Origin of the sequence: Xanthomonas hawaiiensis, assembly GCF_031834635.1 — a bacterium.
In the GTDB taxonomy this organism is placed as follows: Bacteria; Pseudomonadota; Gammaproteobacteria; order Xanthomonadales; family Xanthomonadaceae; genus Xanthomonas_A; species Xanthomonas_A sacchari.
Map to the genome: position 1 here is coordinate 2,011,506 of NZ_CP115873.1, position 24,986 is coordinate 2,036,491.

At 70.4% G+C, this 24,986-nt stretch carries 22 protein-coding genes; 11 read left to right on the forward strand and 11 right to left on the reverse strand.

Translation table 11 applies throughout. The annotated features are described in order from the left end of the window. Positions 1-5: 5 nt before the first annotated feature. On the forward strand, positions 6-3,128 hold the full coding sequence (locus PG878_RS08745) for an efflux RND transporter permease subunit (RefSeq protein WP_209031204.1): 3,123 nt from the start codon (positions 6-8) through the stop codon (positions 3,126-3,128). Between the two features lie 84 nt (positions 3,129-3,212). Further along, positions 3,213-3,770, forward strand: coding sequence for an adenine phosphoribosyltransferase (locus tag PG878_RS08750; RefSeq protein WP_209031205.1), 558 nt, complete (start codon positions 3,213-3,215; stop codon positions 3,768-3,770). A gap of 48 nt (positions 3,771-3,818) precedes the next feature. Here PG878_RS08750 and PG878_RS08755 read toward each other — a convergent pair whose 3' ends face one another. The 3 genes from PG878_RS08755 to PG878_RS08765 all read right to left on the reverse strand — a co-directional run bounded on the left by PG878_RS08755 (position 3,819) and on the right by PG878_RS08765 (position 6,606). Further along, positions 3,819-4,325 carry a DUF6985 domain-containing protein gene (locus tag PG878_RS08755; protein ID WP_311186035.1) on the reverse strand — a complete coding sequence of 169 codons (507 nt, stop codon included), beginning with the start codon at positions 4,323-4,325 and terminating at the stop codon, positions 3,819-3,821. Positions 4,326-4,333: 8 nt separating this feature from the next. Further along, positions 4,334-5,710 carry an ATP-dependent RNA helicase DbpA gene (dbpA, locus tag PG878_RS08760; protein ID WP_209031207.1) on the reverse strand — a complete coding sequence of 459 codons (1,377 nt, stop codon included), beginning with the start codon at positions 5,708-5,710 and terminating at the stop codon, positions 4,334-4,336. A 206-nt stretch (positions 5,711-5,916) separates the two neighbouring features. Continuing rightward, the gene (locus PG878_RS08765) at positions 5,917-6,606 is read right to left on the reverse strand and encodes an alpha/beta fold hydrolase (protein ID WP_209031208.1); all 690 of its coding nucleotides are present in this window, start codon (positions 6,604-6,606) and stop codon (positions 5,917-5,919) included. A gap of 139 nt (positions 6,607-6,745) precedes the next feature. Here PG878_RS08765 and PG878_RS08770 point away from each other — a divergent pair, with 139 nt between their 5' ends. Beyond that, complete coding sequence (locus PG878_RS08770; protein ID WP_209031209.1) at positions 6,746-8,644, forward strand: ATP-binding cassette domain-containing protein; 1,899 nt, start codon at positions 6,746-6,748, stop codon at positions 8,642-8,644. Positions 8,645-8,805: 161 nt separating this feature from the next. On the opposite strand, the gene PG878_RS08775 is transcribed toward PG878_RS08770, so the two are convergent. Beyond that, on the reverse strand, positions 8,806-9,249 hold the full coding sequence (locus tag PG878_RS08775) for a barstar family protein (RefSeq protein ID WP_209031210.1): 444 nt from the start codon (positions 9,247-9,249) through the stop codon (positions 8,806-8,808). Continuing rightward, the gene (locus PG878_RS08780; RefSeq protein ID WP_209031211.1) at positions 9,246-9,716 is read right to left on the reverse strand and encodes a guanyl-specific ribonuclease; all 471 of its coding nucleotides are present in this window, start codon (positions 9,714-9,716) and stop codon (positions 9,246-9,248) included. The genes PG878_RS08775 and PG878_RS08780 overlap by 4 nt, the downstream gene beginning before the upstream one ends. 296 nt (positions 9,717-10,012) lie before the next feature. Here PG878_RS08780 and PG878_RS08785 point away from each other — a divergent pair, with 296 nt between their 5' ends. Beyond that, entirely contained in the window at positions 10,013-10,624 is a 612-nt protein-coding gene (locus PG878_RS08785; protein WP_209031212.1) for a superoxide dismutase, read from the forward strand. A 422-nt stretch (positions 10,625-11,046) separates the two neighbouring features. Here PG878_RS08785 and PG878_RS08790 read toward each other — a convergent pair whose 3' ends face one another. The 3 genes from PG878_RS08790 to PG878_RS08800 form a co-directional block, all read right to left on the reverse strand. Next, positions 11,047-11,934, reverse strand: coding sequence for an endonuclease/exonuclease/phosphatase family protein (locus PG878_RS08790; RefSeq protein ID WP_209031213.1), 888 nt, complete (start codon positions 11,932-11,934; stop codon positions 11,047-11,049). Between the two features lie 172 nt (positions 11,935-12,106). Further along, positions 12,107-14,356, reverse strand: a complete 2,250-nt coding sequence (locus PG878_RS08795) for a beta-glucosidase family protein (protein WP_209031214.1) — start codon at positions 14,354-14,356, stop codon at positions 12,107-12,109. 76 nt (positions 14,357-14,432) lie between these two features. Further along, on the reverse strand, positions 14,433-16,205 hold the full coding sequence (locus PG878_RS08800) for a M14 family metallopeptidase (protein WP_209031215.1): 1,773 nt from the start codon (positions 16,203-16,205) through the stop codon (positions 14,433-14,435). Positions 16,206-16,360: 155 nt separating this feature from the next. On the opposite strand from PG878_RS08800, the gene PG878_RS08805 reads away from it, so the two are divergent. Continuing rightward, a complete protein-coding gene (locus PG878_RS08805; RefSeq protein WP_209031216.1) occupies positions 16,361-17,917 on the forward strand; it encodes a POT-type proton-dependent oligopeptide transporter in 1,557 nt (518 codons plus the stop codon). An 8-nt stretch (positions 17,918-17,925) separates the two neighbouring features. After that, entirely contained in the window at positions 17,926-18,561 is a 636-nt protein-coding gene (locus tag PG878_RS08810) for a rhomboid family intramembrane serine protease (RefSeq protein WP_209031217.1), read from the forward strand. 148 nt (positions 18,562-18,709) lie between these two features. Here PG878_RS08810 and PG878_RS08815 read toward each other — a convergent pair whose 3' ends face one another. Next, a complete protein-coding gene (locus PG878_RS08815) occupies positions 18,710-18,916 on the reverse strand; it encodes a hypothetical protein (RefSeq protein WP_209031218.1) in 207 nt (68 codons plus the stop codon). 230 nt (positions 18,917-19,146) lie between these two features. Here PG878_RS08815 and PG878_RS08820 point away from each other — a divergent pair, with 230 nt between their 5' ends. From PG878_RS08820 to PG878_RS08830, 3 genes are all read left to right on the forward strand, one after another. Next, positions 19,147-19,431, forward strand: coding sequence for a GNAT family N-acetyltransferase (locus tag PG878_RS08820; protein ID WP_209031219.1), 285 nt, complete (start codon positions 19,147-19,149; stop codon positions 19,429-19,431). 104 nt (positions 19,432-19,535) lie between these two features. Further along, complete coding sequence (locus PG878_RS08825; RefSeq protein WP_209031220.1) at positions 19,536-20,369, forward strand: DUF3298 and DUF4163 domain-containing protein; 834 nt, start codon at positions 19,536-19,538, stop codon at positions 20,367-20,369. A gap of 143 nt (positions 20,370-20,512) precedes the next feature. Beyond that, a complete protein-coding gene (locus tag PG878_RS08830) occupies positions 20,513-21,046 on the forward strand; it encodes a MarR family winged helix-turn-helix transcriptional regulator (RefSeq protein ID WP_209031221.1) in 534 nt (177 codons plus the stop codon). Between the two features lie 191 nt (positions 21,047-21,237). Here PG878_RS08830 and PG878_RS08835 read toward each other — a convergent pair whose 3' ends face one another. Together PG878_RS08835 and PG878_RS08840 are read right to left on the reverse strand one after the other, a co-directional pair. Next, positions 21,238-22,020, reverse strand: coding sequence for an anti-sigma factor (locus tag PG878_RS08835; protein ID WP_244672606.1), 783 nt, complete (start codon positions 22,018-22,020; stop codon positions 21,238-21,240). Continuing rightward, positions 22,017-22,550 carry an RNA polymerase sigma factor gene (locus PG878_RS08840; RefSeq protein WP_040902346.1) on the reverse strand — a complete coding sequence of 178 codons (534 nt, stop codon included), beginning with the start codon at positions 22,548-22,550 and terminating at the stop codon, positions 22,017-22,019. The genes PG878_RS08835 and PG878_RS08840 overlap by 4 nt, the downstream gene beginning before the upstream one ends. An 81-nt stretch (positions 22,551-22,631) precedes the next feature. On the opposite strand from PG878_RS08840, the gene PG878_RS08845 reads away from it, so the two are divergent. Next, entirely contained in the window at positions 22,632-23,939 is a 1,308-nt protein-coding gene (locus tag PG878_RS08845) for a S8 family serine peptidase (RefSeq protein WP_209031222.1), read from the forward strand. Positions 23,940-24,043: 104 nt separating this feature from the next. After that, positions 24,044-24,829: a hypothetical protein gene (locus PG878_RS08850; RefSeq protein WP_209031223.1), complete on the forward strand. Its 786-nt coding sequence runs from the start codon at positions 24,044-24,046 to the stop codon at positions 24,827-24,829. The last annotated feature ends 157 nt before the right edge of the window (positions 24,830-24,986 follow it).

The following is a 24,986-nucleotide window of genomic DNA, read 5'->3' on the forward strand; positions in this document are numbered from 1 at the left end:
CCGGCATGCTGCCGCGTTTCTTCATCCACCGCCCGATCTTCGCCTGGGTCCTGGCGATCTGCATCATGGCCGCCGGCGCCATCGCCGTGTTCACCCTGCCGATCGAGCAGTACCCGGACATCGCGCCGCCCTCGGTCAACGTCACCGCCACCTACAACGGCGCGTCGGCGCAGACCGTGGAGGACAGCGTCACCCAGGTGATCGAGCAGCAGATCAAGGGCATCGACCACCTGCTGTACTTCTCCTCGACCAGTTCCTCGTCGGGGCAGGCACGGATCAGCATCACCTTCGACCAGGCGGCCAATCCGGACATCGCCCAGGTGCAGGTGCAGAACGCGGTCAACCAGGCGCTCAACCGCCTGCCGCAGGAAGTGCAGCAGCAGGGCGTGACCGTGGCCAAGTCGCAGGGCGACAGCCTGATGGCGGTGGCGATCTACGACCGCACCGACCGCATGGACAACGTCGATATCTCCGACTACCTGGTCAGCACCCTGCAGGACCCGATCAGCCGCATCAACGGCGTCGGCGAGATCAACGTGTTCGGCGCGCAGTATGCGATGCGGGTGTGGCTGGACCCGCACAAGCTCAACGCCTACCAACTGATGCCCGGCGACGTGCGCAGCGCGATCCTGGCGCAGAACACCCAGGTCACCGCCGGCGAACTCGGCGCGCTGCCCACCGGCGCAGAGCAGGAACTCAATGCCACGGTCACCGCGCAGTCGCGGCTGCAGACGCCCGAGCAGTTCCGGCAGATCATCCTGGCCACGCGCGCGGACGGCTCCAGCGTGCGCCTGGGCGATGTGGCGCGGGTGGAGATCGGCGCGGAGAACTACCAGAACAACGCCACCCTCAACGGCCACCCGGCGTCCGGCTTCTCGGTGACGCTGTCGGCCGGCGCCAATGCGATCGCCACCTCCGATGCGATCCACGCCACCATCGAACGGCTCAAGCCGACCTTCCCGCCGGGCCTGGACGTGGCCTATCCGCGCGACAGCACGCCGTTCGTGCGGATCTCCATCGAGAACGTGGTGCACACCCTGGCCGAAGCGATCGTGCTGGTGGTGGTGGTGATGTTCCTGTTCCTGCAGAACTGGCGCGCCACGCTGATTCCGGCGATCACCGTGCCGGTGGTGCTGCTCGGCACCTTCGGCATCCTTGCCGCGGCCGGTTTCACCATCAACACGCTGACCCTGTTCGCGATGGTGCTGGCGATCGGCCTGCTGGTCGACGACGCCATCGTGGTGGTGGAGAACGTCGAGCGGATCATGCACGAGGAGCACCTGCCGCCGCGCGAGGCCACCGAGCGCTCGATGGGCGAGATCACCGGTGCGCTGATCGGCATCACCGTGGTGCTGGGCGCGGTGTTCCTGCCGATGGCGTTCTTCGGCGGCTCCACCGGCATCATCTACCGGCAGTTCTCCATCACCATCGCCTCGGCGATGGCGCTGTCGGCGCTGGTCGCGCTGACCCTGACCCCGGCGCTGTGCGCGACCCTGCTCAAGCCGGTGGAGCAGGAGCGCAAGCTCGGCCGCTTCTTCCAGTGGTTCAACCGCAGCGTCGAGCGCGGCCAGCAGGCCTACCAGCGTCGCCTCGGCGGCGTGCTGCAGCGGCCGCGGCGCTGGCTGGCGCTGTATGCGCTGGTGGCGCTGGCGATGGTGGTGCTGTACATGCGCATGCCCACCGGCTTCCTGCCGGTGGAGGACCAGGGCCAGGTGCAGATCCAGTTCACCACGCCGGAAGGCACGCCGCTGGCCAAGACCCAGGCCCTGGGCGAGCGCATCAGCGACTACTTCATGACCCACGAGAAGGCCAATCTCACCGCGATCTTCATGGTGGTGGGCCGCAACAACGCCGGCACCGGGCAGAACGCCGGCCAGGCCTTCGTGGCGCTCACGCCGTGGGGCGAGCGCAACCGCGACAACACCGCGCAGGCCATCATCGACCGCGCCAACGCGCATTTCCGCGGGGTCAGCGATGCCAAGATCAGCGTGCTGTCGCCGCCGGCGGTGCGTGGCCTGGGCCAGTCCAGCGGCTTCGAGCTGTGGATCCGCGACAGCGACGGCGCCGGCCGCGCGGCGTTGCTGAAGGCGCAGCAGCAGGTGCTCAAGGAGGCCGGCGACGATCCGCAGCTGACCGCGGTGCGGCTCAACGGCCTGGGCGACAAGGCGCAGTTGCAGGTGGACATCGACCATGCCCAGGCCAGCGCGCTGGGCCTGGCGCAGAGCGACATCAACGCGACCCTGGCCACCGCCTGGGGCGGCAGCTACGTCAACGACTTCATCGACCGCGGCCGGGTCAAGCGCGTGTACGTGCAGGGGGATGCGCCGTATCGCGCGCTGCCGGAGGACATCGCGCAGTGGTACGTGCGCGGCGGCGGCGGGCAGATGGCGCCGTTCGCCAGTTTCGCCAGCACCCACTGGACCCGCGGCCCGCAGTTGCAGCAGCGCTTCAACGGCCTGCCGGCATCGCAGATCCAGGGCGGCGCGGCGGCCGGCAGCAGTTCCGGCGAGGCGATGCAGCGGATGCAGGCGATCGTGGCCAAGCAGGAAGGCTTCGACCTGCAGTGGAGCGGGCTGTCCTACCAGGAGCAGTTGTCCAGCAACCAGACGCTGTGGCTGTACACGGCCTCGATCCTGTTCATTTTCCTGTGCCTGGCGGCGCTGTACGAAAGCTGGTCGATCCCGGTGGCGGTGCTGCTGGTGATTCCGCTGGGCGTGGTCGGCACGGTGCTCGCGACCACCCTGGCCGGGTTCGTCAACGACATCTATTTCCAGGTCGGCCTGCTGACCACGATCGGCCTGTCGGCGAAGAACGCGATCCTGATCGTGGAATTCGCCGAGGCGCGGCAGCGCGCGGGCATGCCCTTGCTGGAGGCGACGCTGGAGGGCGCGCGGTTGCGCCTGCGGCCGATCGTGATGACCTCGCTGGCGTTCGTGGCCGGTGTGCTGCCGCTGGCGCTGTCGACCGGCGCCGGCGCCTCCAGCCGCCGCGAGATCGGCGTGTGCGTGATCGGCGGCATGGTCACCGGCACCGCACTGGCGGTGCTGCTGGTGCCGCTGTTCTTCGTATTGGTGCGCCGTCTGTTCCACGGTCCGGCGCGGCAGGACGCGAGCGCTGCGGCGGCGTAAGCCGTAGACCGGCGAGGCGGCCCCGCGACGCGGTGCCGCCTTGCGACTAGACTTTGCGTTTCCCCCACGCCATACGACCGCGCGATGAACGATTCCTCCTGTTGCGGCGCGCCCAGCGACGCACCGGCCCACTGGTCCGACCGCATCCGCGATATCGCCGATTTCCCGAAGCCGGGCATCGTGTTCAAGGACATCACTCCGCTGCTGGCCGACGGCCCGGATTTCGCCTCCGCCGTGGATGCGCTGGCCCAGCCCTGGCGCGGCACCCCGCTGGATGCGGTGCTGGGCATCGAGGCGCGCGGCTTCATCCTCGGCGCGCCGCTGGCGCACGAACTGCGCACCGGGTTCGTACCGGTGCGCAAGCCCGGCAAGCTGCCGGCGCAGACCCTGGCCCAGGATTACGGACTGGAATACGGCCGTGACCGCATCGAGATCCATGCCGATGCGCTGCAGCCGGGCATGCGCGTGCTGCTGGTCGACGACGTGCTGGCCACCGGCGGCACCCTGCTGGCGGCGCTGGCGTTGGCGCAGCGGATGGGCGCCGAGGTAGTCGCGGCGACGGTGCTGGTGGAACTGGCCGGACTCGGTGCGCGGGCGCGCTGGCCGGCGGAGATTCCGCTCACCGCGCCGCTGCGTTACTGACGCCGCGCATGGGCGAAGACGGGATCGGCTGCGCCCGCGACCGGCGGCTCAATGCGGGTAGATCACCTGTTCCAGCGCCGGGTCGGCCTGCGCGGCGGCGTGGCTCAGCTGGCCATCGAACGGACCGACCTTGCAGATCCGCCCGTCGTCGGCGAACACCAACTGCAGCCCGTGTTCCGCTTCCCAGTCGCAGTTGCATTCCAGGCTGATGCGCAGGCGGCCGTCGCGATAGCGGCTGACATAGGCTTCGCTGCCGAACTGCACGTGCGCCCACACCTCGGCGGGGCCGGCGATCTGCGGCGAAGGCCACCCGTACTTTGCGCACAGCGCCTGCGTGTGCCGGTAGTAGGCGAACACGTGTGGCGCGGCGGCGGCGAACACTGCGGCGTCGAGCTGCAGGAAGGTCGCGATGGAGGACGCTGCGTCGGCCGGAATGTCGCCGGCGTCGCCGTCCTCCAGGATGAAGCAGCAGGTGCCGCGCATCCACGGCACCGGGACCGCGTCGCTCCACAGGGCACCGTCCTCGTCCGGGCGCAGCGACGCCAGGACCTGCACCGCCGCGCTCACAGCTTGGCGACCCGGAAGCGGCGGCCCTTGATCTTGCCGGCCTGCAACTGCGCCAGCGCCTTGCCGGCGTGGGCGCGGGCGATGGCGACGTAGGAGCGGGTGGGGTAGATGGCGATCTTGCCGATCGCCGCGCCGGACAGCCCGGCATCGCCGGTCAGCGCACCGAGGATGTCGCCCGGACGCAGCTTGTCGGTCTTGCCGCCGTCGATGCGCAGGGTGACCATCGCCGCCTGCGGCAGCTGCGCCGGCCGTGCGGTGGCCAGCGGTGCGCGCGACCAGCGCAGCGGCTGGCCCTGCTCGGTTTCCAGCGCCTGCGCGCGCGCGGTCTCGCGCGGCGCCACCAGGCTCAGCGCCAGGCCATGCTTGCCGGCGCGCGCGGTGCGGCCGATGCGGTGGCGGTAGGTCTCGCTGTCGGTCGGCAGTTCGTAGTTGATCACCGCCGCCAGGTCTTCCACGTCCAGCCCGCGCGCGGCCACGTCGCTGGCGACCAGCACGTTGCAACTGCGGTTGACGAAGCGCACCAGCACCTCGTCGCGGTCGCGCTGTTCCATGTCGCCATGCAGCGCCAGCGCGGAGAAGCCGAACTGCTGCAGCGACCCGGCGACCTCGTCGACCTCCTTGCGCGTATTGCAGAACACCACGCTGGACTCGGGGGTGAAGCGCAGCAGCAGGCCGGCCACCGCCTTCTGCCGGTAAGTCGGGTCGACCTCGAAGAACTGCTGGTCGATCTCCGGTGCGCTGTCGGCGCCTTCGACGGTGATTTCCGCCGGTTCCTTCAGCAGGTCGCGCGCCAGTGCGCGGATTTCATCGGGGAAGGTGGCCGAGAACAGCAGGCTCTGCCGGTGCTTGTCGCACCGGCTGGCGATCTCGCGGATCGGCTCCTCGAAGCCCATGTCGAGCATGCGGTCGGCCTCGTCCAGCACCAGCGTGCGTACCCCGCCCAGGTGCAGCGCCCGCTTGCGCGCCAGTTCCTGGATGCGGCCGGGCGTACCGACCACTACCTGCGGGTCGTGCGCCTCCAGCGAGGCCAGTTGCGGCGCCAGCGGCATGCCGCCGGTCAGTACCACCAGTTTCATGTTGGGAATGCCGGTGGCCAGCTTGCGCAACTGCTTGCCGACCTGGTCGGCCAGTTCGCGCGTCGGGCACAGCACCAGCGCCTGCGCGCGGCTCAGCGTCGGGTCCAGCTTGTGCAGCAGGCCCAGGCCGAACGCCGCGGTCTTGCCGCTGCCGGTGGGCGCCTGCACGATCGCATCGCGTCCGGCCAGGATCGGCGGCAGGCTCTGCGCCTGCACCGGGGTCATGCGGGTGTAGCCGAGTGCGTGGATGCCGGGCGCGAGCGCCGGGGAGAGGGAGAGGGTGGCGAAATCGGTCATGCGGCATTTTAGCCGGTGAGAGGCCGGGATTCGGGAGTGGGGATTCGGGATTGGGTGGTCCGGCGAGCGCTGGGCGTCTCGCGATGCCTGTTGGCGTCGTAGGGGCGGCTTCAGCCGCGACGGGCGTATCTCTGAAACCCGGAGGGTAGGTCTAGTTGCAAACCAAAGGAAACGGCATCTGCATCACTTCGAAGGCAGGTGCCCGCTCAGCCCACCGCGGCGAACCAATCGGCAATGGTGCGCGCGCTCGCAGCAGGGGCGGTCTGCAGCAGCAGGTGCGGACCGGGCAACTCGATGCAGCGGGCGCCGGCAATGCCGGCGAGGATCGTGGCGCCGGCCGTGCGATGCATCAGCCGGTCGTGGCTGGCGCGCAGGTACAGCGTCGGCACGGCGATGTCGGCCAGACGGGGGCTGACGTCCACGCGCAGGGCGCTGGCCGCGCGGTCGCGCAGTACCGCCGGGGCGACCCCGCGCAGCGTGCGTGCCAGTTGCGTCTCCAGCGCCGGCGTGGACCAGCGGCCGAGCAGCGACCAGCGCAACGCGGCGGTGGGCAGGCGATGTGCCGGTGCGAAACGCGTCAGCGCCGCGAACGGCGCCAGCGCCGGGACCGGGTTGCGGGCAAAGGTGGTGGACAGGACCAGGCCAGCCAGCCCGGCGGGGCGTTGCGCCGCGAGCGACACGGCCACGGGGCCGGAGAACGATTCGCCGAGCAGGACGAAGCGCTGCTGCGGCAGCGATTGCCGTGCCAGGTGCTCCAGTTCCGCGTACGAGGCCAGTCGGTCGCGCGGATAGGTCGCCACCGTCACCTGCGCGAAGCGTCGCCGGGCTTCGGCGACGAATTCGGTTAGCAGTTCGCTGGTGCCGTCCAGGCCGGGCAGGATGACGAGTGCCGTCATTGCAGTGTCGGGCGCGGGCAGGCGGCCGCGGCGAGGCGGCGACGGCATGAGGGCATGGCGAACAAACGGGCAAGGTCCAGGTGCGGGGTGGGTGCGGCAGTCGGCGTCGGCGCAGGGCGCATCCACGTACAATAGCGCGATGCCTCTTATCACTCTGCAGAACCTCGACTACAGCGTCGGCGGCCCCTTGTTGCTGGAAAAGACCGACCTGTCGATCGAGCCGGGCGAACGGATCGCCCTGATCGGCCGCAATGGCGCCGGCAAATCCACCCTGATGAAACTCATCGCCGGCGAGCTCAAGCCCGACGATGGCGAGGTGCGCGTGCAGCAGGGCGTGCGCATCGCCCGGCTGGAGCAGGAGGTGCCGCACGGCGCCGCCGGCAGCGTGTTCGACGTGGTCGCCGACGGCCTGGGCGAGCTTGGCCATTGGCTGGCCGAGTTCCATCGGCTCAGCCATGCCGCCGAGTTCGACGGCGATGCGCTGGGCGCGGTGCAGTCCAAGATCGATGGCGCCAATGGCTGGGCGCTGGACCAGCGGGTCAACGAGACCCTGACCCGCCTGGAGCTGGACGGCGACGCCGAATTCGCGCGGCTGTCCGGCGGCATGAAGCGTCGCGTGCTGCTGGCGCGCGCACTGGTCTCGGCGCCGGACCTGTTGTTGCTGGACGAGCCGACCAACCACCTCGACATCGAGGCCATCGACTGGCTGGAAGGCTTCCTCAAGGGCTGGAACGGCAGCGTGGTATTCGTGACCCACGACCGGCGCTTCCTGCGTGCCCTGGCCACGCGCATCGTCGAGATCGACCGCGGCCAGGTCAGCAGTTGGCCGGGCGACTGGGCCAACTACGAGCGCCGCCGCGAGGAGCGGCTCAATGCGCAGGCGCAGGAGAACGCGCGCTTCGACAAGCTGCTGGCGCAGGAAGAAGTGTGGATCCGCCAGGGCATCAAGGCGCGGCGCACCCGCGACGAGGGCCGGGTGCGGCGGCTGGAAGCCATGCGCCGCGAGCGCACCCAGCGCCGCGAACTCGGCGGCAACGTGCGCATGGAGGCGGCGCAGGGCGAATCCTCCGGCAAGAAGGTGATCGAAGCCAAGGACCTGAGCTTCGCCTTCGGCGCGCGCAGCATGGTGCGCGATTTCTCCACCACCATCCTGCGCGGCGACCGTATCGGCCTGATCGGCCCCAACGGCAGCGGCAAGACCACGCTGCTGAAGCTGCTGCTGGGCGAACTGGCCCCGGACGCAGGCGAAGTGCGTGCCGGCACCAATCTGCAGGTGGCGTACTTCGACCAGTACCGCGCCACCCTGCGCGAGGACTGGAGTGCGATCGAGAACGTGGCCGAGGGCCGCGACTTCATCGAGGTCAACGGCAAGCGCAAGCACGTGCATGCCTACCTGCAGGATTTCCTGTTCACTCCCGAGCGCGCGCGTGCGCCGATCACCCGCCTGTCCGGCGGCGAGCGCAACCGCCTGCTGCTGGCGCGGTTGTTCGCGCAGCCGTCCAACCTGCTGGTGATGGACGAACCCACCAACGACCTGGACGTGGAGACCCTGGAGCTGCTGGAAGAATTGCTCGGCGACTACAGCGGCACCTTGTTGCTGGTCAGCCACGACCGCGACTTCATCGACAACGTGGTGACCTCGACCATGGTCATGGAAGGCGACGGTCGCATCGGCGAGTACGTCGGCGGCTACAGCGACTGGGTGCGCCAGCGCCCGGCGGCGCCGGCCAGCGCGATGGCGGTGGCGAAGGCGTCGGCCACCGCCGCGGCGACCACGCCGGTGGCGGCGGCTGCGGTGCCCCCCGCGCCCGCGCCGGCCAAGCGCAAGCTCAGCTACAAGGACGCGCGCGAACTGGAACAGTTGCCGGCGCGGATCGAAACGCTGGAACAGCAGGTCGCGGCGCTGACCGAGGCGATGACCGACCCGGCGTTCTACCAGCGCGACGCGGCCGCGGTGAACGCGCACACGCAGGCGCTGAGCCAGGCGCAGGCCGATCTGGATGCGGCGTATGCGCGGTGGAGCGAACTGGACGGTTGAAGAGCCAAGGCTCGGGCAACGACCAAGGCGGCCGCTTTACCGAGATCAAAGACCTGATGCGTGGGCGTTGGGGGGGGGCGCGTCGGGGCTGAAGCCCCTCCCACAGGAGGGGCACGTGCGATGGCCCTGTTGTGCGAGCGGTTCGGCGCAGCGCGGTCAGGTCAATCCGATTCGACCGGCGCTTCCGCTTCCTCGCTGCCGCCCACGAACGCGACGAAGCTGACGCCGTCCTGCGCCCACTCGCGGGCGACGTCGTCCAGGATTTCCAGCAGCACGTCGAAGGCCGGCTGCGCCACCGCCTGCAACTGCCCGGCGTCCTCCAGCAGCAGCGCGTAGCCGCGCGGGGAGGGCAGCCAGGACAGGTCGCGCAGGCCGTCGGTCAGCGCGTCCCAGTTGCGGCCGAAGCCGGGCGGGAAGTCCAGTTGCGCGGCCAGCCGCATCAGCAGCATGGCCTTGCCGGTGCAGCCGTGCAGGTCGATCCGGCACAGCCGCAGGCCGGCGTCGCGGGCCAGGGCGGCGACGCTGTCCAGATCGCGGTTGGCGACGCGGTAGACGCCGGAGGCGGCAGGCTCGGCGAGATTCAGCGCGAACGGGAAGCCGCTCATGGCGTCGGCCCCGTGCCGCCGACATGGAAGCTGCGGAAACTGTCGTAGTGGTCGTCGCTGTAGTACCAGACCTGCGGCGGCGTGCCGCCGGTGACGATGCGGCGCGCACCGCGATGCGACAGGCCCGGCGTCTCGACGGTGTATTCGCGGTAGTAGCCGCGCGGTTGTGCCGGTAGCCGGTTCTCGCGATTGCCGAACACGCTGCCGTCCTGGCGGTGCGGGAACGGGCCGCCGCGCAGGATCAGCGCCACCGTGGCGCGCGCTTCGGGCGGCAGGAACGCGGGAAGGTCCGGCGCTGCCGTGTCGGCAGCGGGCGTGGCCTTGCCGGGCGCGGTGTAGGGCGTCTGTGCAGCCGCGTCGAGCGAGGGCGCGAACTGCTGGTGCGGCGGATGCTGCAGCTCGCGGATGCCCCACAGCCCGCCCACCAGCAACACGATGGCGGCGATCAACAGCACGGGCTTGCGCATGGACTCTCCTGCAGGAACGGCGGCGGCGCGCAGCAAGGCGCCCTCGCGCACAGTATGGGCCGGCCTGCCTGTTCCCGCTCTAAACGCCGCCGGTCACGCCGGTGACCCAGGCGATTCACACCCGACTAACCGGGGCGTGGGGCATGGTAGGCGCCGATTCGCAAGGCCGGTCGGCACCACCCGCCGCGGGATGGGACGATGTTTCCCCAGCCGCGCCCTTGGTAAGGTCGCCGACCGTCCCTACCATTGCTCACGCAACGCTCGTCCTTTCGACGGCGAAAGTCCAGGAGAACCGCATGGCCTACACCCTCCCCAAGTTGCCCTACGCCTACGACGCGCTGGAACCGCACATCGATGCGCAGACGATGGAGATCCATCACACCAAGCATCACCAGACCTACATCAACAACGTCAACGCCGCGCTGGAAGGCACCGAGTACGCCGACCTGCCGATCGAGGCGCTGGTGTCCAAGCTGAAGTCGCTGCCGGAGAACCTGCAGGGTCCGGTGCGCAACAACGGTGGCGGCCATGCCAACCATTCGCTGTTCTGGACGGTGATGGCGCCGAATGCCGGCGGCACCCCCGGCGGCGACGTCGGCAAGGCGATCGACGCCGAACTGGGCGGCTTCGACAAGTTCAAGGAAGCCTTCACCAAGGCCGCGCTGACCCGCTTCGGCAGCGGCTGGGCCTGGCTGAGCGTCACCCCGGACAAGAAGCTGGTGGTGGAAAGCACCGCCAACCAGGACAGCCCGCTGTTCGAGGGCAACACTCCGATCCTGGGCCTGGATGTGTGGGAACACGCCTACTACCTGAAGTACCAGAACCGCCGCCCGGACTACATCGGCGCGTTCTTCAACGTGGTCGACTGGAAGGAAGTGGAGCGCCGCTACCACGCCGCGATCGGCTGATCGCGCACCAGCGCCGCAGCAGAGAAGGCCGGGTTCGCCCGGCCTTTTTGTGTGTGTCAGACAGAAGCGCTGGAGGTGCGGGCGGGGCGTGGCAGCGAGGTGCAGAGAGGCGTCCCTTCGCGCGCGTGAGCAGCGTGCTTCGGCAGCGATGGCGGTCTGCGCCGCATCGGTCACCGCTTGCGCCGCTGCGTCGTCAGGGCGCCTCGAATAACCTAGGGACGCACCTGTAGGAGCGGCTTCAGCCGCGATGGGCGTTACCGAGAATGCCCGTCGCGGCTGAAGCCGCTCCTACAACAGATGCGGTGATGCGTGACGAAAGCAGGGCATTAGCGGTGCACGATCGTTGCGTGCAATGGCACACCGCCGGTCCATCCCCACGCGCCGTATCGCACGGCGTGCGACCACGTCCAGCGTGCCGTCCGCTACGGCGCCGGTTGCAGCGATGTCGGCATCGGGTCCAGCGGCTGCAGCGCCATCAGCAGGCCGCGTGCGCCGGCCGCGGGCAGGTCCGGCGCCGGTGCGAACAGGCGTGCGCCGTGCAGCGGGCGGAAGTGGCCGCGTTCGAAGAACACGTGGTCGGCCGCGGCCGCGGTGCCGGGCGCACGCACGTCGATCCGGTTGCGAGCCGATTCGCCACGCACGCTGCCGTCCTCGAAACGCGCCGCCAACGGCGCCAACTCGGGCGCACGCGCCGTGGCGAAGAAGCCACCCGCCAGCAGCGACGGCACGCCCTCGGCGGTGGCATCGATCCATGCCATCAGGTCCTCGGCCTGTTCGCGGCGGCTGGCGCCTCCGTCGCGCGCGGCGTGCAGGCGGGTGAAGTACAGGTTCACCGGCTGTCCGTGCAGATCCACCCGTACCAGGCCGGCCACGCTGTAGTCCTCCAGCGGGTGCAGCAGGGTCTCGGCTTCCTCCAGCACCGGCAGGCGGGTCAGCAGTGCATTGCCGCGGCGTTGCGACCGGCTCGGCGGGTCGGGACTGATGAAATGGCAGTGGTAGCCCAGGCGCGCGGCCAGCCATTGCGCCTGGTTGGGGATCTCGGGCGTCTGCACCACCTCCTGCAGGGCGATGGCGTCGGGATGCAGGCGTTGCAGGGCCACGACGATGCGCTCGCGGCGCGCGCTCCAGTCGTCGCCGTCCTGCGGCGCGTGCGGATCGCCGGCCAGCGTGAGGGTGACCACGGTGAGCGGGCTGTCCGCGGGCGCCGCGATCGTCGGCATCGCGTCCGGCATCGCCTGCGCGTGTGCCAATGCCGCCACGGCCAGCAACAGCCAGCCGGTGCGATGCCATCGGAAGACGCGCAGGTTCATGCGGACGATGCTACGGCGCGGGGCCTCAGATGGACGTATACAGTCGGCGGCGCTGCGGCGTCCGCCACACAATCGATGCTGCGCAAGCGGCAACGACGAACATCGCCCCGCCTCCGATGCGCACGGGCGCGGAGGCGGGGCCGGACCGCGGCGCGCACGCCGCGGCCCTCGCTCAGGGCTGCAGCACGCCGTCCTTCAGGTGCAGCGGCGCGCGCGCCTCCACCTGCGTCGCCGAACGGCCCAGCAACAGCTCGTAGTCGCCGGCGGCGATGTGCCAGTGGCGCTTCTTCGGATCGAAGTCGGCCAGAGTCTTGGGCTCGGCGACGATGCTGACGTGGCGGCTCTCGCCCGGCTTCAGCAGCACCTTGTCCCAGCCGACCAGGCGGATCGGGGTGTGGTGGCCCTGCGGCAGGCGCAGATACAGCTGCGGCACGTCGGCGCCTTCGCGATCGCCGGTGTTGCGCACGTCGAAGCTGGCGACGACCTGGTGACCGTCGGCCTGCACCTTGAAGTTGCTGTAGGCGAACGTGGTGTAGGACAGGCCATAGCCGAACGGATACACCGGCTCCAGGCCGCGTGCGGCGAACCAGCGGTAGCCGACGTTGGCGCCTTCGATGCTGTAGTCGACATTGCTGCCGGCCGGTTGCGCCGGCTTGAAGCCCAGCCCGGGAATCGACGGCCGCGGCAGTTGCGACACGTCGCGCAGCCAGGTCACCGGCAGGCGCCCGGACGGATTGACCTCGCCCAGCAGCAGCCGCGCCAGGCCTTCGCCGCCACGGATGCCCGGATACCAGGCCTCCAGCACCGCCGGCACCTGCTGCAGCCAAGGCATCGCCACCGGGCCGTTGGTTTCCAGCACCACCGCCGTCTTCGGGTTGGCCTTGGCCACCGCCGCGATCAGCGCGTCCTGCTTGTCGGGCAGGGCGATGTCCGGCAGGTCCACCGACTCGGCCGACCATTGCGTGGCGAACACGATGGCCACGTCGGTCTCGCGCGCGAGCTTGGCCGCCGCGGCCGGGTCGTCGCCGCTGGCATAGTCGATCTGCGCGTCGGGCAGGGCCTTGCGCAGCGCCTGCAGCGGCGAGGACGGATGGAACATCACCGGACCCGGCCAGGTGGTCGGGGCGATCCCCGGCACCGCGTTGCCGCCGTTGACGGTGACCCCGACCATCGACGAGCCGCCGCCGCCGATCACGCCCTTGTCGGCATGCCCGCCGATCACCGCGATGCGGCGCACGTTGCGCGACAGCGGCAGCAGCTTGCCCTCGTTGCGCAACAGCACCGTGCCTTCCTCGACCACGCGCTGCGCGGCCAGACCGCCGGCGGCATCGTCGATCGGCTGGTGCTGCGGCGGGTTGTCGAAGCTGCCGGTGGCGAAGAACGCGCGCAGGATGCGCTTGACCATGTCGTCCAGGCGTGCCTGCGGCACGGTGCCGGCGGCCACGGCCATGCGCAGCGGCTGGTCGAAGTACACCGCCTTGTCGAACACTTCGCCGGCCGACTGCTGGTCCAGGCCGGCCAACGCCGCCTTGGAGCCGCTGTGCACGCCGCCCCAGTCGGACATCACGTAGCCGGGGAACTTCCATTCCTGCTTCAGCACCTGGTTGAGCAGGTAGTCGTGCTCGCAGCCGTACACGCCGTTGATGCGGTTGTACGAGCACATCACCGAGCCGGGCTGGCCGATCTTCAGCGCCAGCTCGAAGGCCAGCAGGTCCGACTCGTGCATGGCCTGTTCGCCGATGTCGGCGCTGTGAGTGTTGCGCCCGGTCTCCAGGTCGTTCATCGCGAAGTGCTTCATGGTCGAGACCACGTGCTGGCTCTGCACGCCGCGGATCGATTCGCCGACCATCGTGCCGGCCAGCAGCGGATCCTCGCCGGCGTACTCGAAGTTGCGGCCGTTGCGCGGGTCGCGCTGCAGGTTGACGCTGCCGGCCAACAGCACGTTGAAGCCCTGCTGCCAGGCTTCGCGGCCCATGGTGGCGCCGCCGGCGAAGGCCAGTTCGCGGTTCCAGGTCGCGGCGGTGGCGGGGCCGGAGGGCATCGCGGTGGCGTGGTCGCCGGGGCGGATGTTGCCGGGATTGGTCACGCCGACGCCGGCATCGGCCAGCTGCTGCGCGGGGATGCCCAGGCGTTCGACCGCCGGCACGTAGCCGGCCGAGCCGACCGCGCCGGGCGGGCGCGGGCCGCCGTCCTTGCCGAGGCCGAAGTAGCTATGCAGCAGTTGGAACTTCTCGTCCGGGGTCATCGCCTGCACCAGCAGCGCGGCGCGCCGGTCCGGCGACAGGCTGCGGTCGTTCCACGGGCGCTGCGCAGCGGCGGTGTTCGGCGTTGACGCCGTGCCCGCGGCCGTCGCCGGCGGCGCGGCGACGGCAGGCGAGGCCAGCGCGAGGGTCAGGCAAAGGGGTCCTGTAAACGTTTTCATATCGGGGCGAACAGCCTCTCTAGCAGATCAAAGGGAAGGCGCATCGGGGGGAGTGAGGGGAGGGTGGAACCGCGCGTCAGGACGGTGCTTCGTCGCTGCGCATGACCGGGTACAGGCGGTAGCGCTCGTCCCAGGAGCTGTGGCGGCGGTAGAAGAACTCCAGCCGCGCCTGCGGATCCTTGGCGAAGGCCGCGTCGTGTTCGAGCTTGTCCTCGAACTCGGCCTTGAGCGCCGGGTCGCTGGCCAGCATCTGCCGTGCCACGTCCTCGGCGACGTAGTCTTCCATGTACTCGGCGCGCTCGAACGCGCTGTTGAACTCGCCCCATTGCAGCAGCGAGTCCGGCGCCTGCGGTTCCAGCAGCGTCATCAGCAGCCGTGCCTTGGGCTGGGCGATCGGCACGAACAGCGTGCCGGCGCCGATGGCGCGGGTTTCCGGCTTCCAGGCACCGGTGACGCTGAGCCGCTGGTGGCCTTCGGACGAGCGGGCGGCGAAGCTGGCCTCGTCCGCGCGGAAGGTCTGCACCGGCAGGGTGGCGTCGTGCTCCAGCGTGCGGAAGACGATGCCGTGCTGGCGCAGCTTGGCGCCGACCAGGGCGGCCTGCGCCGCCGGCACCAGGTAGCCGGCGCGCGGCGCGGCGACTTCGACGCTGGGCACGACCTGGTCGCGCAGCGGCACGCGCCATATCTGCGGGGTGCGCTCGTCGTAGCGGGTCATCAGCGCGCCGGAGACCGGTGAGGGCGTGCGGGTGTAGGCGTAGCCGCGGAAGTCCACCAGGTGCGAGGCCTCGGTGGTGCGGTAGTCCAGCGCCACGGTCTTGCCGCCCAACGCTTGCGCGCGGGCGTCGGCGGCCAGCGCGTCGGCGCGCCACTGCGCACCATGTCGTGCCACCTGCTGCAGCACCGAGACGATGGTGTTGCGGGTGATGCGCACGCGCTCGGGGTAGCGCTTCCACGAATGCGTTTCCACCAGCATGCCGAAGCGGTTGCGCAGCTGGAAATAGCCGTGCGAGAAGCGCGGCGTCGGCACGCCGTCCTCGAAGCCCGAGGCCGGGTCGTCGTTGACCACGAACGAGGGGTAGTAGGGCAGCGGCAGCGAGCCCTGCCGCTTCAGGTCGGCGAGCACGCCGTCGCGCAGGCGCAGGCCGTCGCCGCGCAGCGCGGTGTCGCCGGCGTGCAGCGGTTCCACCTGGATCGACACGTCGTGCTCGAACTGCGCGCCGTCGGTGACGTGCAGGTCCACGTACAGCAGCGGATCCCACTGTTCGACCAGGCGCAGCATCGCCTGCATCTCCGGCGCGTCGGCCTTGACGTAGTCGCGGTTGAGGTTGAGGTTCTGTGCGGTGGTGCGCCAGCCCATCTGCTCCGGGCCGCGCTGGTTGGGCCGGTTCCAGGCGCCGAAGCGCTCGTGCCCGTCGACGTTGAACACCGGTACGAACAGCCACACTTGCCTGTCCAGTGCGCCGCGCGCGGCCTGGCCGTCGAGCAGTTGGCGCAGCGCCAGGAAGCCGGCGTCCTTGCCGTCGATCTCGCCGGCGTGGATGCCGCCTTGGATCAGCACCACCGGCAACTTGCGCGCCTGTGCGGCCGCCGGATCCAGTGCACCCGAGGTCGACACGGCCAGCGCCTTCATCGGCCGGCCTTCCGGGGTGGTGCCGAAGTCGAAGCAGCGCACCGCCTGCGGATAGCGCTGCGCGAACGCATCGCACAGGGCGATGGTTTCGGCGTAGCGGCCGGTGCGCGCGAATCCGCTGCGCTCGGCTTCGGTGGACAGGCCCGCCTCGCTGGCCAGCGACGGCATGCTGCACAGCAGCATCGGCAGCAACAGGGTGGCCAGCCAGGGTCGGATCATCTCGGTACCGTCTCGGGACAGACCCCCATGATGCGGGCAGCGCGCCGATTGCGAAAGCACCCGCGGTTCGATTCGCCGGAACGATCGGGTAACCTTCTGAAAATTTTGTCTGGACGAGGGCCCGTGAGCAGCCAAGCCACCACGAGACACGCCGCATGAGCGCGGCGCAGGAGCGCGCCACTGCGCGCATGCCGCGGCAGATTCCGTACATCATCGGCAACGAGGCCTGCGAGCGCTTCAGCTTCTACGGGATGCGCAACATCCTGGTGCAGTTCCTGATCACCTCGCTGCTGCTGCAGGAAGTGACCGCGCCCGGCCGCGAGGCCGAAGCCAAGCACATCATGCACAGCTTCATGATCGGCGTGTACTTCTTCCCGCTGCTCGGCGGCTGGCTGGCCGACCGTTTCTTCGGCAAGTACAACACCATTCTCTGGTTCAGTCTGGTCTACTGCGTGGGCCACCTGTGCCTGGCGCTGTTCGAGGGCCACCGCAACGGCTTCTTCCTCGGCCTGGGCCTGATCGCGCTGGGCGCGGGCGGGATCAAGCCGCTGGTGGCCTCGTTCATGGGCGACCAGTTCGACCAGGGCAACAAGCACCTGGCCAAGCTGGTGTTCGACGCCTTCTACTGGATCATCAACTTCGGCTCGCTGTTCGCCTCGCTGCTGATCCCGCTGGCGCTGAAGAACCTGGGCCCAGCGTGGGCGTTCGGCATCCCCGGCATCCTGATGCTGGTGGCCACCCTGGTGTTCTGGGCCGGGCGCCACCGCTATGTGCGCGTGCCGCTGCCGCCCAAGGATCCGCACGGCTTCGGTCAGGTGGTGCGCACCGCGCTGCTGCGGCAGGCGCCGGGGCAGGGGCGTCCCGGCCTGGCCCTGGCCGGCGTGGCGGTGCTGCTGGCACTGGCGACGTTCGCCCTCGTGCCGACCCTGGGCCTGGTGATCTGCCTGTGCCTGGCGCTGGTGCTGCTGCTGGCCGGCATCGGCGGCGGCACCTGGTGGCAACTGGAACGCGCCCGCGCGGTGCATCCGGACGCCGCCGTGGACGGCGTGCGCGCGGTGCTGAGGGTGCTGGTGGTGTTCGCGCTGGTCACCCCGTTCTTCTCGCTGTTCGACCAGAAGGCCTCCACCTGGGTGCTGCAGGGCCAGCAGATGCAGATGCCGGACTGGTTCAGCGCCTCACAGATGCAGGCATTGAATCCGGCGCTGGTGATGCTGCTGATCCCGTTCAACAACCTGGTGCTGTACCCGCTGCTGCGCCGGCGCGGCTACGAGCCGACCGCGTTGCGGCGGATGACCGCCGGCATCGCCTTCAGCGGCCTGGCCTGGATCGTGGTCGGGACGCTGCAGGTGATGATGGACGGCGGCGACGCGCTGTCCATCGCCTGGCAGATCCTGCCGTACGCGCTGCTGACCTTCGGCGAAGTGCTGGTCTCGGCGACCGGCCTGGAATTCGCCTACAGCCAGGCGCCGCAGTCGATGAAGGGTGTGGTGATGAGTTTCTGGAACCTCACCACCACCGTCGGCAACCTGTGGGTGCTGCTGTCCAACGCCGCGGTGCGCAATGACCGCGTCACTGCGCACATCGGCAGCACCGGGCTCAGCGAGACCGCCTTCCTGATGTTCTTCTTCGCCGCCTTCGCCTGCATCGCCGCACTGCTGTTCGGGCTGTACGCGCGCCGCTACCGCATGGTCGACCACTACCGCCCCGCCTGAGACCCCGCATGCCCTCCGTCACCCCCGTCAACCTGATCCTGATCGTCCTCACCGTGCTGGTGTCGTGGGCGGCGTTCAACAACCGCCGGCTGCTCGACCGGCTGATCCTGTGGCCACCGGCGATCGATCGCCACAAGCAGTACGACCGCCTGGTGACCTACGGCTTCATCCACGCCGATTTCCCGCACCTGCTGTTCAACATGGTCACGCTGTATTTCTTCGGCGGCCCGATCGAGGTGCTGATGGAGCGGCACACCGGCAACATGCTGGTGTACCCGCTGTTCTACCTGTCGGCGCTGGTGGTCTCGATCCTGCCCAGCTACCTGAAGAACCAGAAGAACCCCAACTACATGAGCCTGGGCGCCTCCGGTGCGGTGTCGGCGGTGCTGTTCGCCTTCATCCTGATGGCGCCGTGGACCGGGATCTTCTTCTTCTTCATCCCGATTCCGATCCCGGCCATCGTGTATGCCGTGTTCTATGTCGGCTACAGCATCTGGATGGACCGCCGCGGCGGCGACAACGTCAACCACAGCGCGCACCTGGCCGGCGCGGCGTTCGGTGTGATGTTCCTGCTGATCATGGAGCCGTCGGTGCTGCAGCACTTCCTCGACGAGCTGGCCAACCCGCGCTTCGGCCGCGGCTGATCCGTGGCCCCACGGCGCCTGCACGGGAGTGCGGCGCCGGATCGGTGCGTGCCTGGTTCGCTGCGCGGGCTGGGCACCATGGCGTCGATGCGGTCGTGGGCATGCATCGCGCTTGGGCAGGCGGCGGTCCGTCGGGCCGCCCTTCGGTTCAGCGGGTCTGCTGCCCGCGCAACTGCACCTTGGCGCTGCCGATGCCGGCGTTCTCGTAGGTGCGCTTGAGGCGCTGGTAGACCTCGTCGTCGAGCTGCTGGAACTCGCCGCCCTGCTGGTCGCCGCTCACCGACAGTTGGAACAGCCCTTCCAGCAGGGAGGCGTTGTGGTCGCCCAGGTCGTATTTGCTCTCGTTCTCGCTCATGCGCGTGGTTCCCTGTTGGATCGCTGCGTGACGGGAGCTGCAACTCCCATGCCAGGTTTTCGGCCTGTCTCTGGGTTATCGGCGGCGCGCGGCGCGACTTGAGTGGTACGACGTGAGCGGCGGACGGCTGACGCGCCGTGTCGAAGGCATGACGCGTTGGGGCAGGTGCTTCACATGGTCGCGGCGAGCGGCAGCGGACACTGCGTTTTCCGCGCCACACGTCTTTGCCCATGTCCGCAGCCAACCTCCCGATCGCGCACGATCCGCAACAGCGGCGTTTCACCCTGGAGGTCGACGGCCACCGCGCCGAGCTCGACTACGTGCTGGAACAGGGACGCATGGTCATCACCCACACCGGGGTGCCCGGCCCGATCGGCGGTCGCGGCCTGGCTGCGCAACTGGTGACCGCCGCGCTGGAGCACGCGCAGGCGCAAGGCTGGAAGGTGGTGCCGGCGTGTTCGTACGCCGCGGTGTTCATCCAGCGGCATCCGCAGTACGCCGCGCTGCTCGGTTGAGCGGGCGGCATCGCAACGGCGCGATAATGCGCGCCACTTCCATAGGCATTGCAGGAACAGGGGCAGTCGACGTGAGCAGGGCAGAGACGATGGGCAACGGGCGGATGGCATGGACGGCACTGGCGGTCGCGGCGGCACTGGCACTGGCCGGCTGCAAGCGCGAGGAACCGGCCGCCGCACCGGCGCCCACGGCGGCGCCGGCACAGAGCGAGGCCGCCGCGCCGACGGCGCCGGAGCAGGCGCAGACCGCGCCGCCGGAACTGAAGGACATCGTCGAGCACAGCCCCAGCTATGTGGTCGGGATCACCTTCCCGCCATCGATCAACCGCTACCCGGGACTGGCCGAGGCGGCCAACCGCTACGCGCAGAGCGCGCGCAGCGAACTGATGGAAGCGGTCGACGGGCTTGGCAACGATCGTCCGCGCGCGCCCTACGAACTGTCGCTGCAGTTCGAGATGCCGCTGGAGCGCCCGGACCTGGTCGCGCTGAGCGCCGACGGCAGCCGCTACACCGGCGGCGCCCACGGCGAACCGCTGGTGGCGCGCTGGGTATGGCTGCCGCAGCAGCAGCGCATGCTCACCGCCGACACGCTGATCCCGGATGCGTCGCACTGGAAGCCGGTGGCCGGCTATGTCGCTGCGCAACTGCGCCAGGCGGTGCAGACGCGGGTCGATGCCGAGCAGGTGCCGCCGGAGGACCAGGATGAGCAGGTCCGCAGCGCCAGCAAGATGATCGCCGAGGGCACCGAGCCGCAGCCCGGCAACTTCAGCCAGTTCCAGCCGCTGGTCGACGCGGCGGGCAAGATCACTGCGCTGCGCTTCGTGTTCCCGCCGTACCAGGTGGGGCCGTATGCCGATGGCACGCAGACCGTGGACGTGCCGGCCAGCGTGCTGCGCGAACTGGTGGCGCCGGAGTACGCGCCGCTGTTCGCTACCTGAGCGCTCGCCGGCGCGCATGCGCGCGTCGGCAACGGCGTGCGGTGCATCGCGTCGACAGCATGCCGGAACGCACCCCATGCCCTCGTCGGGGCGATGCGCAATGGGTAGCATTGGCGGCTACCCCACTTGCACTCGATTTCCTCATGGGCAGTTTCGATCAGACCGAGCGGCGTGTCGCGCACACCTGCGCACGCTATCCCGCGTTCCCGCGCGAGCCTGCCGTGCTGGTCCGCTTGGTCAAGCATCTGTACAAGCGCGTGCATGCCAACGCCAGCGGCATGCTCAAGGCGTACGGCATCAGCCCGCCGGAATACGAGATCCTGATGATGCTGTACGGCACGCCCGAGCAGTGCATCACCCCCACCGAGGTGGCCGAGGCCGCCAGCGAGAAGCCAGCCAACATCACCCGCCTCACCGACAGCCTGTGCAGCAAGGGGCTGCTGTCGCGCACGGCCAGTCCGGACGACCGGCGCAAGGTCACGCTGACCCTGCAGCCGGCCGGCATCGCCCTGATCGAGCGGCTGCTGCCGGACGTGTGCGCGTTCCTGGATGCGGAAACCGCGGCACTGGATGCGGGCGAGCAGCAGCAGTTGGAGACGCTGCTGAAGAAGATGCTGGCCGGCATCGACGGCCTCGATGCCGCCGCCGGCGCGAAGACGCCGGCGGCGCTGCCGTAAGGGCACCTCGAAGAAGGTGCGTCTGCGGCAATCGAGCGTGAGGCGGTTTCCCTCGTAGGAGCGGCTTCAGCCGCGACGGGCGTATCGGAAACGCGTCGCGGCTGAAGCCGCTCCTACGGGACGCGTCCCGGCATGATCCAGAGGTGCGAAGGTGCGTTGTCCCGCCGAGCCGGCAGGACGTCGGACGGTTCCTAGCGCCAGCCGCGCGCGCGGGCGCGCTGTTCACCGTCCGCATCCAGCGCTTCGCCGGCGATGCGCGCATCCACCGCCTGCAGCACCGTGGCCGGCATCGGGCTGGCCGCCATGCGCATGCCGCCGCCGCCGTTGCGTTCGCCGGCGGGCACCAGCAATTCCACCCGCCACGCGCCGTCGCGCTGGCAGGCCAGGCCGGCGCTGGTGCGCGGCATGGCGAAGGTGCGGCAGTAATGGCCGTCGCGATCGCGGAAGCTCAGGCCGATGCGCACGCTGCCCTGGGGCTGGCCGGACAACTGCTGCGTCAGTGCCTGCGCCAGCGCGCCTTCGGCAACACCGCCCTGGGTGGCCGCGACCGTGGGACCCGGCGCGGCGTCTTGCGGCAATTGCCGCTGCGCGATCCACAGCCCCAGCAGCAGCGCCGCCGCCAAGGCCGCCGGCAGCGCCCAGCGGCGGCGCGCGCGTGGCCGCAGCGGCGTCGGCCGGCTTGCCTGCGCCGCGGCATGAACGGGCGAGGGCGGCAGCGCCGCGACAGCGGCGTCCTCGCCGGGCGCGTCGGCCGGCCGTGCGCGCGCCGCGGCGAGCAGGCGCGCCGGCACCGGTTCGTCCAGCACTGGCGCGAAGCCGGCACGCAGCCGCGCCTGCAGGCTGCGCAGCCGCTCCAGGGCCTGCGCCAACTGCGGGTCGGTACGCAGCGCCGCTTCCACTTGCGCGGCCTGCACCGCGTCCAGTTCGCCGTCGGCGTAGGCCTGCAGGGTGAGTGAATCGATCGTGGTGGTCATGCGGTCGCCTCCAGTGACGCCTGCAGCGCTTCGCGTCCGCGCGCGAGCCGGCTGGTGAGTGTGCCCAGCGGAATCTCCAGCACCGCCGCGGCATCCTTGTAGGACAGGCCTTCGATCAGCACCAGTGCGATCGCCAGGCGTTGTTCCTCGGGCAGGCCGGCCATTGCGGCCTGCACCGCCATCCAGTCCTGCTGCCGCTCCAGCGGCGTGTCGCCGACATGTTCGCCCTCGGCGGCATCGACGAACACCTGCCGTCGCCGCCGCTGCGCCCGCACCTCGTCGATCCAGGCGTGGCGGATGATGCCGTACAGCCAGTACTGCAGCGGCGTTTCCGGCCGCCATTGCGCGGCGCGGCGCAGGGCGCGTTCGATCGCGATCTGCAGCAGATCGTCGGCGTCCTCGCGATGCCCGGCGACGGCACGCGCGAAGCGCCGCAGCTGCGGCAGCAGGGTACAGATGCCGTCGCCGACGGCGGCCGTGGGATCGGCGTGCATGTGGGGGATACGTTCGGCGGAGGCGTTTTCTTCCATGGGCGCGGCGCGGCGTTCACGGCGGGTCGGGATGGCAGGATTAGTGTGGCACGCCAACAGGGGCGGACAACGGAGCGGGACATGGCGACGGGCAGGCGAGTGCGCTGGGTGGCCGTGGCATGGCTGGCGGTGGCGACACCTGCGCTGGCGCAGTTGGCGTTGCCGTCGGCGGGTGGGCTGGTGCAGGACGTCACCCAGGGCGTGCAGGGCGGCATGAATCGGTTGGGGGAATCGCTGCAGGACGCGCGCGGCGATCTCGAACGGCTGCGCCTTAAACGCCTGCAGGCGCTGCTGCGCAGCGATCCGCGCGGGCTGGAGCGCGACGAAGGCGGCGCGGTGGTGATGCGTGGGCAGGTGGTGGCGCTGGAGCCGGAGCCGGCCGCGCTGCAGGCGGCGCAGGCGGCCGGCTTCGCCGTGCTGGAGCAGCGCAGCTTCGGCGAATTCGGGCTGCGCCTGGTGGTGCTGCAGGTGCCCTCGGGCCTGTCCACGCGCCGCGCCCTGCAGCAATTGCGCGAGCGCGATCCGCAGGGCGAGTACGACTACAACCACGTCTACAGCGGATCGGCGGCCGCACCAGCGGCGACGCCACCGGCAGCGGCCAGTGCGTCCACCGCACCGGCAGTCGCGGGCGCCGCGACCGGCGGCTTCGTGGTCGGCCTGATCGACAGCGGCGTGGACGCGGCGCATCCGGCGCTGGCCGGTGTGCAGGTGCAGACCTGGGGTTGCGACGGGCAGGTGCGCGCGCAGCCGCATGGCACCGCTGTCGCCTCGCTGCTGGCCGGACGCGCGGTGGCGCACGGGCCGTTCGCACGCACCCTGTATGCGGCCGACATCTATTGCGGCCAGGCCGATGGCGGCACCGTGGTCGAGCTGGTCGGGGCACTGGCATGGATGGCACAGCAGCAGGTGCCGGTGATCAACATCAGCCTGATCGGCGGCCCCAACCGCGCCCTGCAGCTCGCCGTGCAGCGCATGCTCGCGCGCGGCCACGTGCTGGTCGCGGCGGTCGGCAACGACGGCCCGGCGGCCCCGCCGCTGTACCCCGCGGCCTATCCCGGGGTGATTGGCGTCACCGCGGTGGATGCGCGTGGGCGGGTACTGCCGGAGGCGGGGCGTGGGCCGCAGGTGGCCTTCGCCGCGGTCGGCGAATTGATCGCCGCCGCGCCGCAGGGCCGCTGGCAGACGCAGCGCGGCACCTCCTTCGCGGCGCCGCTGGTGGCACGGCTGGCGGCGCAGGCACTGGCGCAGCCGAATCCGCAGGCGGCCGCGCAACTGCGCACGCAATTGCAGGCGCAGGCGCGCGATCTCGGTGCGCCCGGCGCCGATCCGGTGTACGGCGCCGGCCTGATCGGTGCGGACCTGGCGCTGCAGCGCGCGCCGGGCGGCTGAACGCATTCTGTCTGTGTCCCTCGTGCATGGGATGTTCTGCGTCGTTCGCTTCGTAGGACCACATGAGAGCCGCAGATGGCCTGCGGCGACACGAGGAGAATGCGATGAACGGCAAGACTCTGTTGGCGAGCGCGGTGCTGGTGGCGTCGGTGGCGCTGATCCCGGGCGTGGCCGGCGCGCAGGTGCTGGGCGGTGCGGGCAGCGTGGGCGGTGCCGTCAATGGCACCCTGGGCGGCCTGGGTGGCGGCAGCCTCGGCGGCAACGGCATGGGCGCCGGCCGCCTGGACGCCGGAGTGCCGCTGGATGGCGCGCGTCGCGGCATCGAGCAGTCGTCGCAGCGCGCGCGGATGGCGGCGCAGCGGGCGGCGGCGCGTGGCGCGGCCACCGCGGACGGTGCGGCGCAGACCGCAGGCGCTGCGGTGAACCAGGGCCGCACGCTGGCCGGCAATGCCGCGGCCAGCGGCAGTGCGGCGGCACGCAGCGCGGCCACCAGCGCGATGGGCCAGGCCGACGGCGCGCTCGGCGCGGCGACCAGCGCGGCCAACCCTACGGCGGCACTGTCGACCGCCGGCAATGCCGCCGGCGCAGTCGATGGCGTGACCGGTCACGGTGCGGCTGCCTCGAGTGCGGCCGGTAACGGCAGCGGCAACGGCGCCGCGAGCGGCGGCAACCTGCCGACCGTGCCGGCGCTGTCCGGCAGCGGCAGTGCCAACGGTGCGGCCAGCGGCAGCGCCTCGCACAGCGCGGGCACGCATGGCGGCTCGGTGTCGGGCCAGGCGGGTGCGGGCGGCCAGGGCGGTGCGCAGGCCGGTAGCGGTCAGGCGCAGGGGCAGGCCGCCGGCAATGCCTCGCTGGGTGCCAGCATCAACGCCTCCAGCGACGGCCAGTAAGTCGCTGATGGCCACGCGCGATGTGCCGCGCGCCGCCATCGCGATTGCTGGCTAGAAACACGACGCCCGGCTGAGCCGGGCGTCGTGCGTTTCGGGGCATGTGGGTCGGTGGTTGGGGCGTCCCAACCACGTCGTCGCGGCGTCGCGGCACGGCCGG

Coding starts and splice junctions, on each gene's coding strand:
- PG878_RS08745 (WP_209031204.1), top strand. CDS start 6: ATGCTGCCGCGTTTCTTCATCCACCGCCCGATCTTCGCCTGGGTCCTG.
- PG878_RS08790 (WP_209031213.1), bottom strand. CDS start 11,934: ATGAACCTGCGCGTCTTCCGATGGCATCGCACCGGCTGGCTGTTGCTG.
- PG878_RS08780 (WP_209031211.1), bottom strand. CDS start 9,716: ATGCGCAAGCCCGTGCTGTTGATCGCCGCCATCGTGTTGCTGGTGGGC.
- PG878_RS08805 (WP_209031216.1), top strand. CDS start 16,361: ATGAGCGCGGCGCAGGAGCGCGCCACTGCGCGCATGCCGCGGCAGATT.
- PG878_RS08795 (WP_209031214.1), bottom strand. CDS start 14,356: ATGAAAACGTTTACAGGACCCCTTTGCCTGACCCTCGCGCTGGCCTCG.
- PG878_RS08765 (WP_209031208.1), bottom strand. CDS start 6,606: ATGACGGCACTCGTCATCCTGCCCGGCCTGGACGGCACCAGCGAACTG.
- PG878_RS08825 (WP_209031220.1), top strand. CDS start 19,536: ATGGCATGGACGGCACTGGCGGTCGCGGCGGCACTGGCACTGGCCGGC.
- PG878_RS08750 (WP_209031205.1), top strand. CDS start 3,213: ATGAACGATTCCTCCTGTTGCGGCGCGCCCAGCGACGCACCGGCCCAC.
- PG878_RS08830 (WP_209031221.1), top strand. CDS start 20,513: ATGGGCAGTTTCGATCAGACCGAGCGGCGTGTCGCGCACACCTGCGCA.
- dbpA (WP_209031207.1), bottom strand. CDS start 5,710: ATGACCGATTTCGCCACCCTCTCCCTCTCCCCGGCGCTCGCGCCCGGC.
- PG878_RS08785 (WP_209031212.1), top strand. CDS start 10,013: ATGGCCTACACCCTCCCCAAGTTGCCCTACGCCTACGACGCGCTGGAA.
- PG878_RS08775 (WP_209031210.1), bottom strand. CDS start 9,249: ATGAGCGGCTTCCCGTTCGCGCTGAATCTCGCCGAGCCTGCCGCCTCC.
- PG878_RS08770 (WP_209031209.1), top strand. CDS start 6,746: ATGCCTCTTATCACTCTGCAGAACCTCGACTACAGCGTCGGCGGCCCC.
- PG878_RS08820 (WP_209031219.1), top strand. CDS start 19,147: ATGTCCGCAGCCAACCTCCCGATCGCGCACGATCCGCAACAGCGGCGT.
- PG878_RS08840 (WP_040902346.1), bottom strand. CDS start 22,550: ATGGAAGAAAACGCCTCCGCCGAACGTATCCCCCACATGCACGCCGAT.
- PG878_RS08835 (WP_244672606.1), bottom strand. CDS start 22,020: ATGACCACCACGATCGATTCACTCACCCTGCAGGCCTACGCCGACGGC.
- PG878_RS08815 (WP_209031218.1), bottom strand. CDS start 18,916: ATGAGCGAGAACGAGAGCAAATACGACCTGGGCGACCACAACGCCTCC.
- PG878_RS08850 (WP_209031223.1), top strand. CDS start 24,044: ATGAACGGCAAGACTCTGTTGGCGAGCGCGGTGCTGGTGGCGTCGGTG.
- PG878_RS08845 (WP_209031222.1), top strand. CDS start 22,632: ATGGCGACGGGCAGGCGAGTGCGCTGGGTGGCCGTGGCATGGCTGGCG.
- PG878_RS08810 (WP_209031217.1), top strand. CDS start 17,926: ATGCCCTCCGTCACCCCCGTCAACCTGATCCTGATCGTCCTCACCGTG.
- PG878_RS08800 (WP_209031215.1), bottom strand. CDS start 16,205: ATGATCCGACCCTGGCTGGCCACCCTGTTGCTGCCGATGCTGCTGTGC.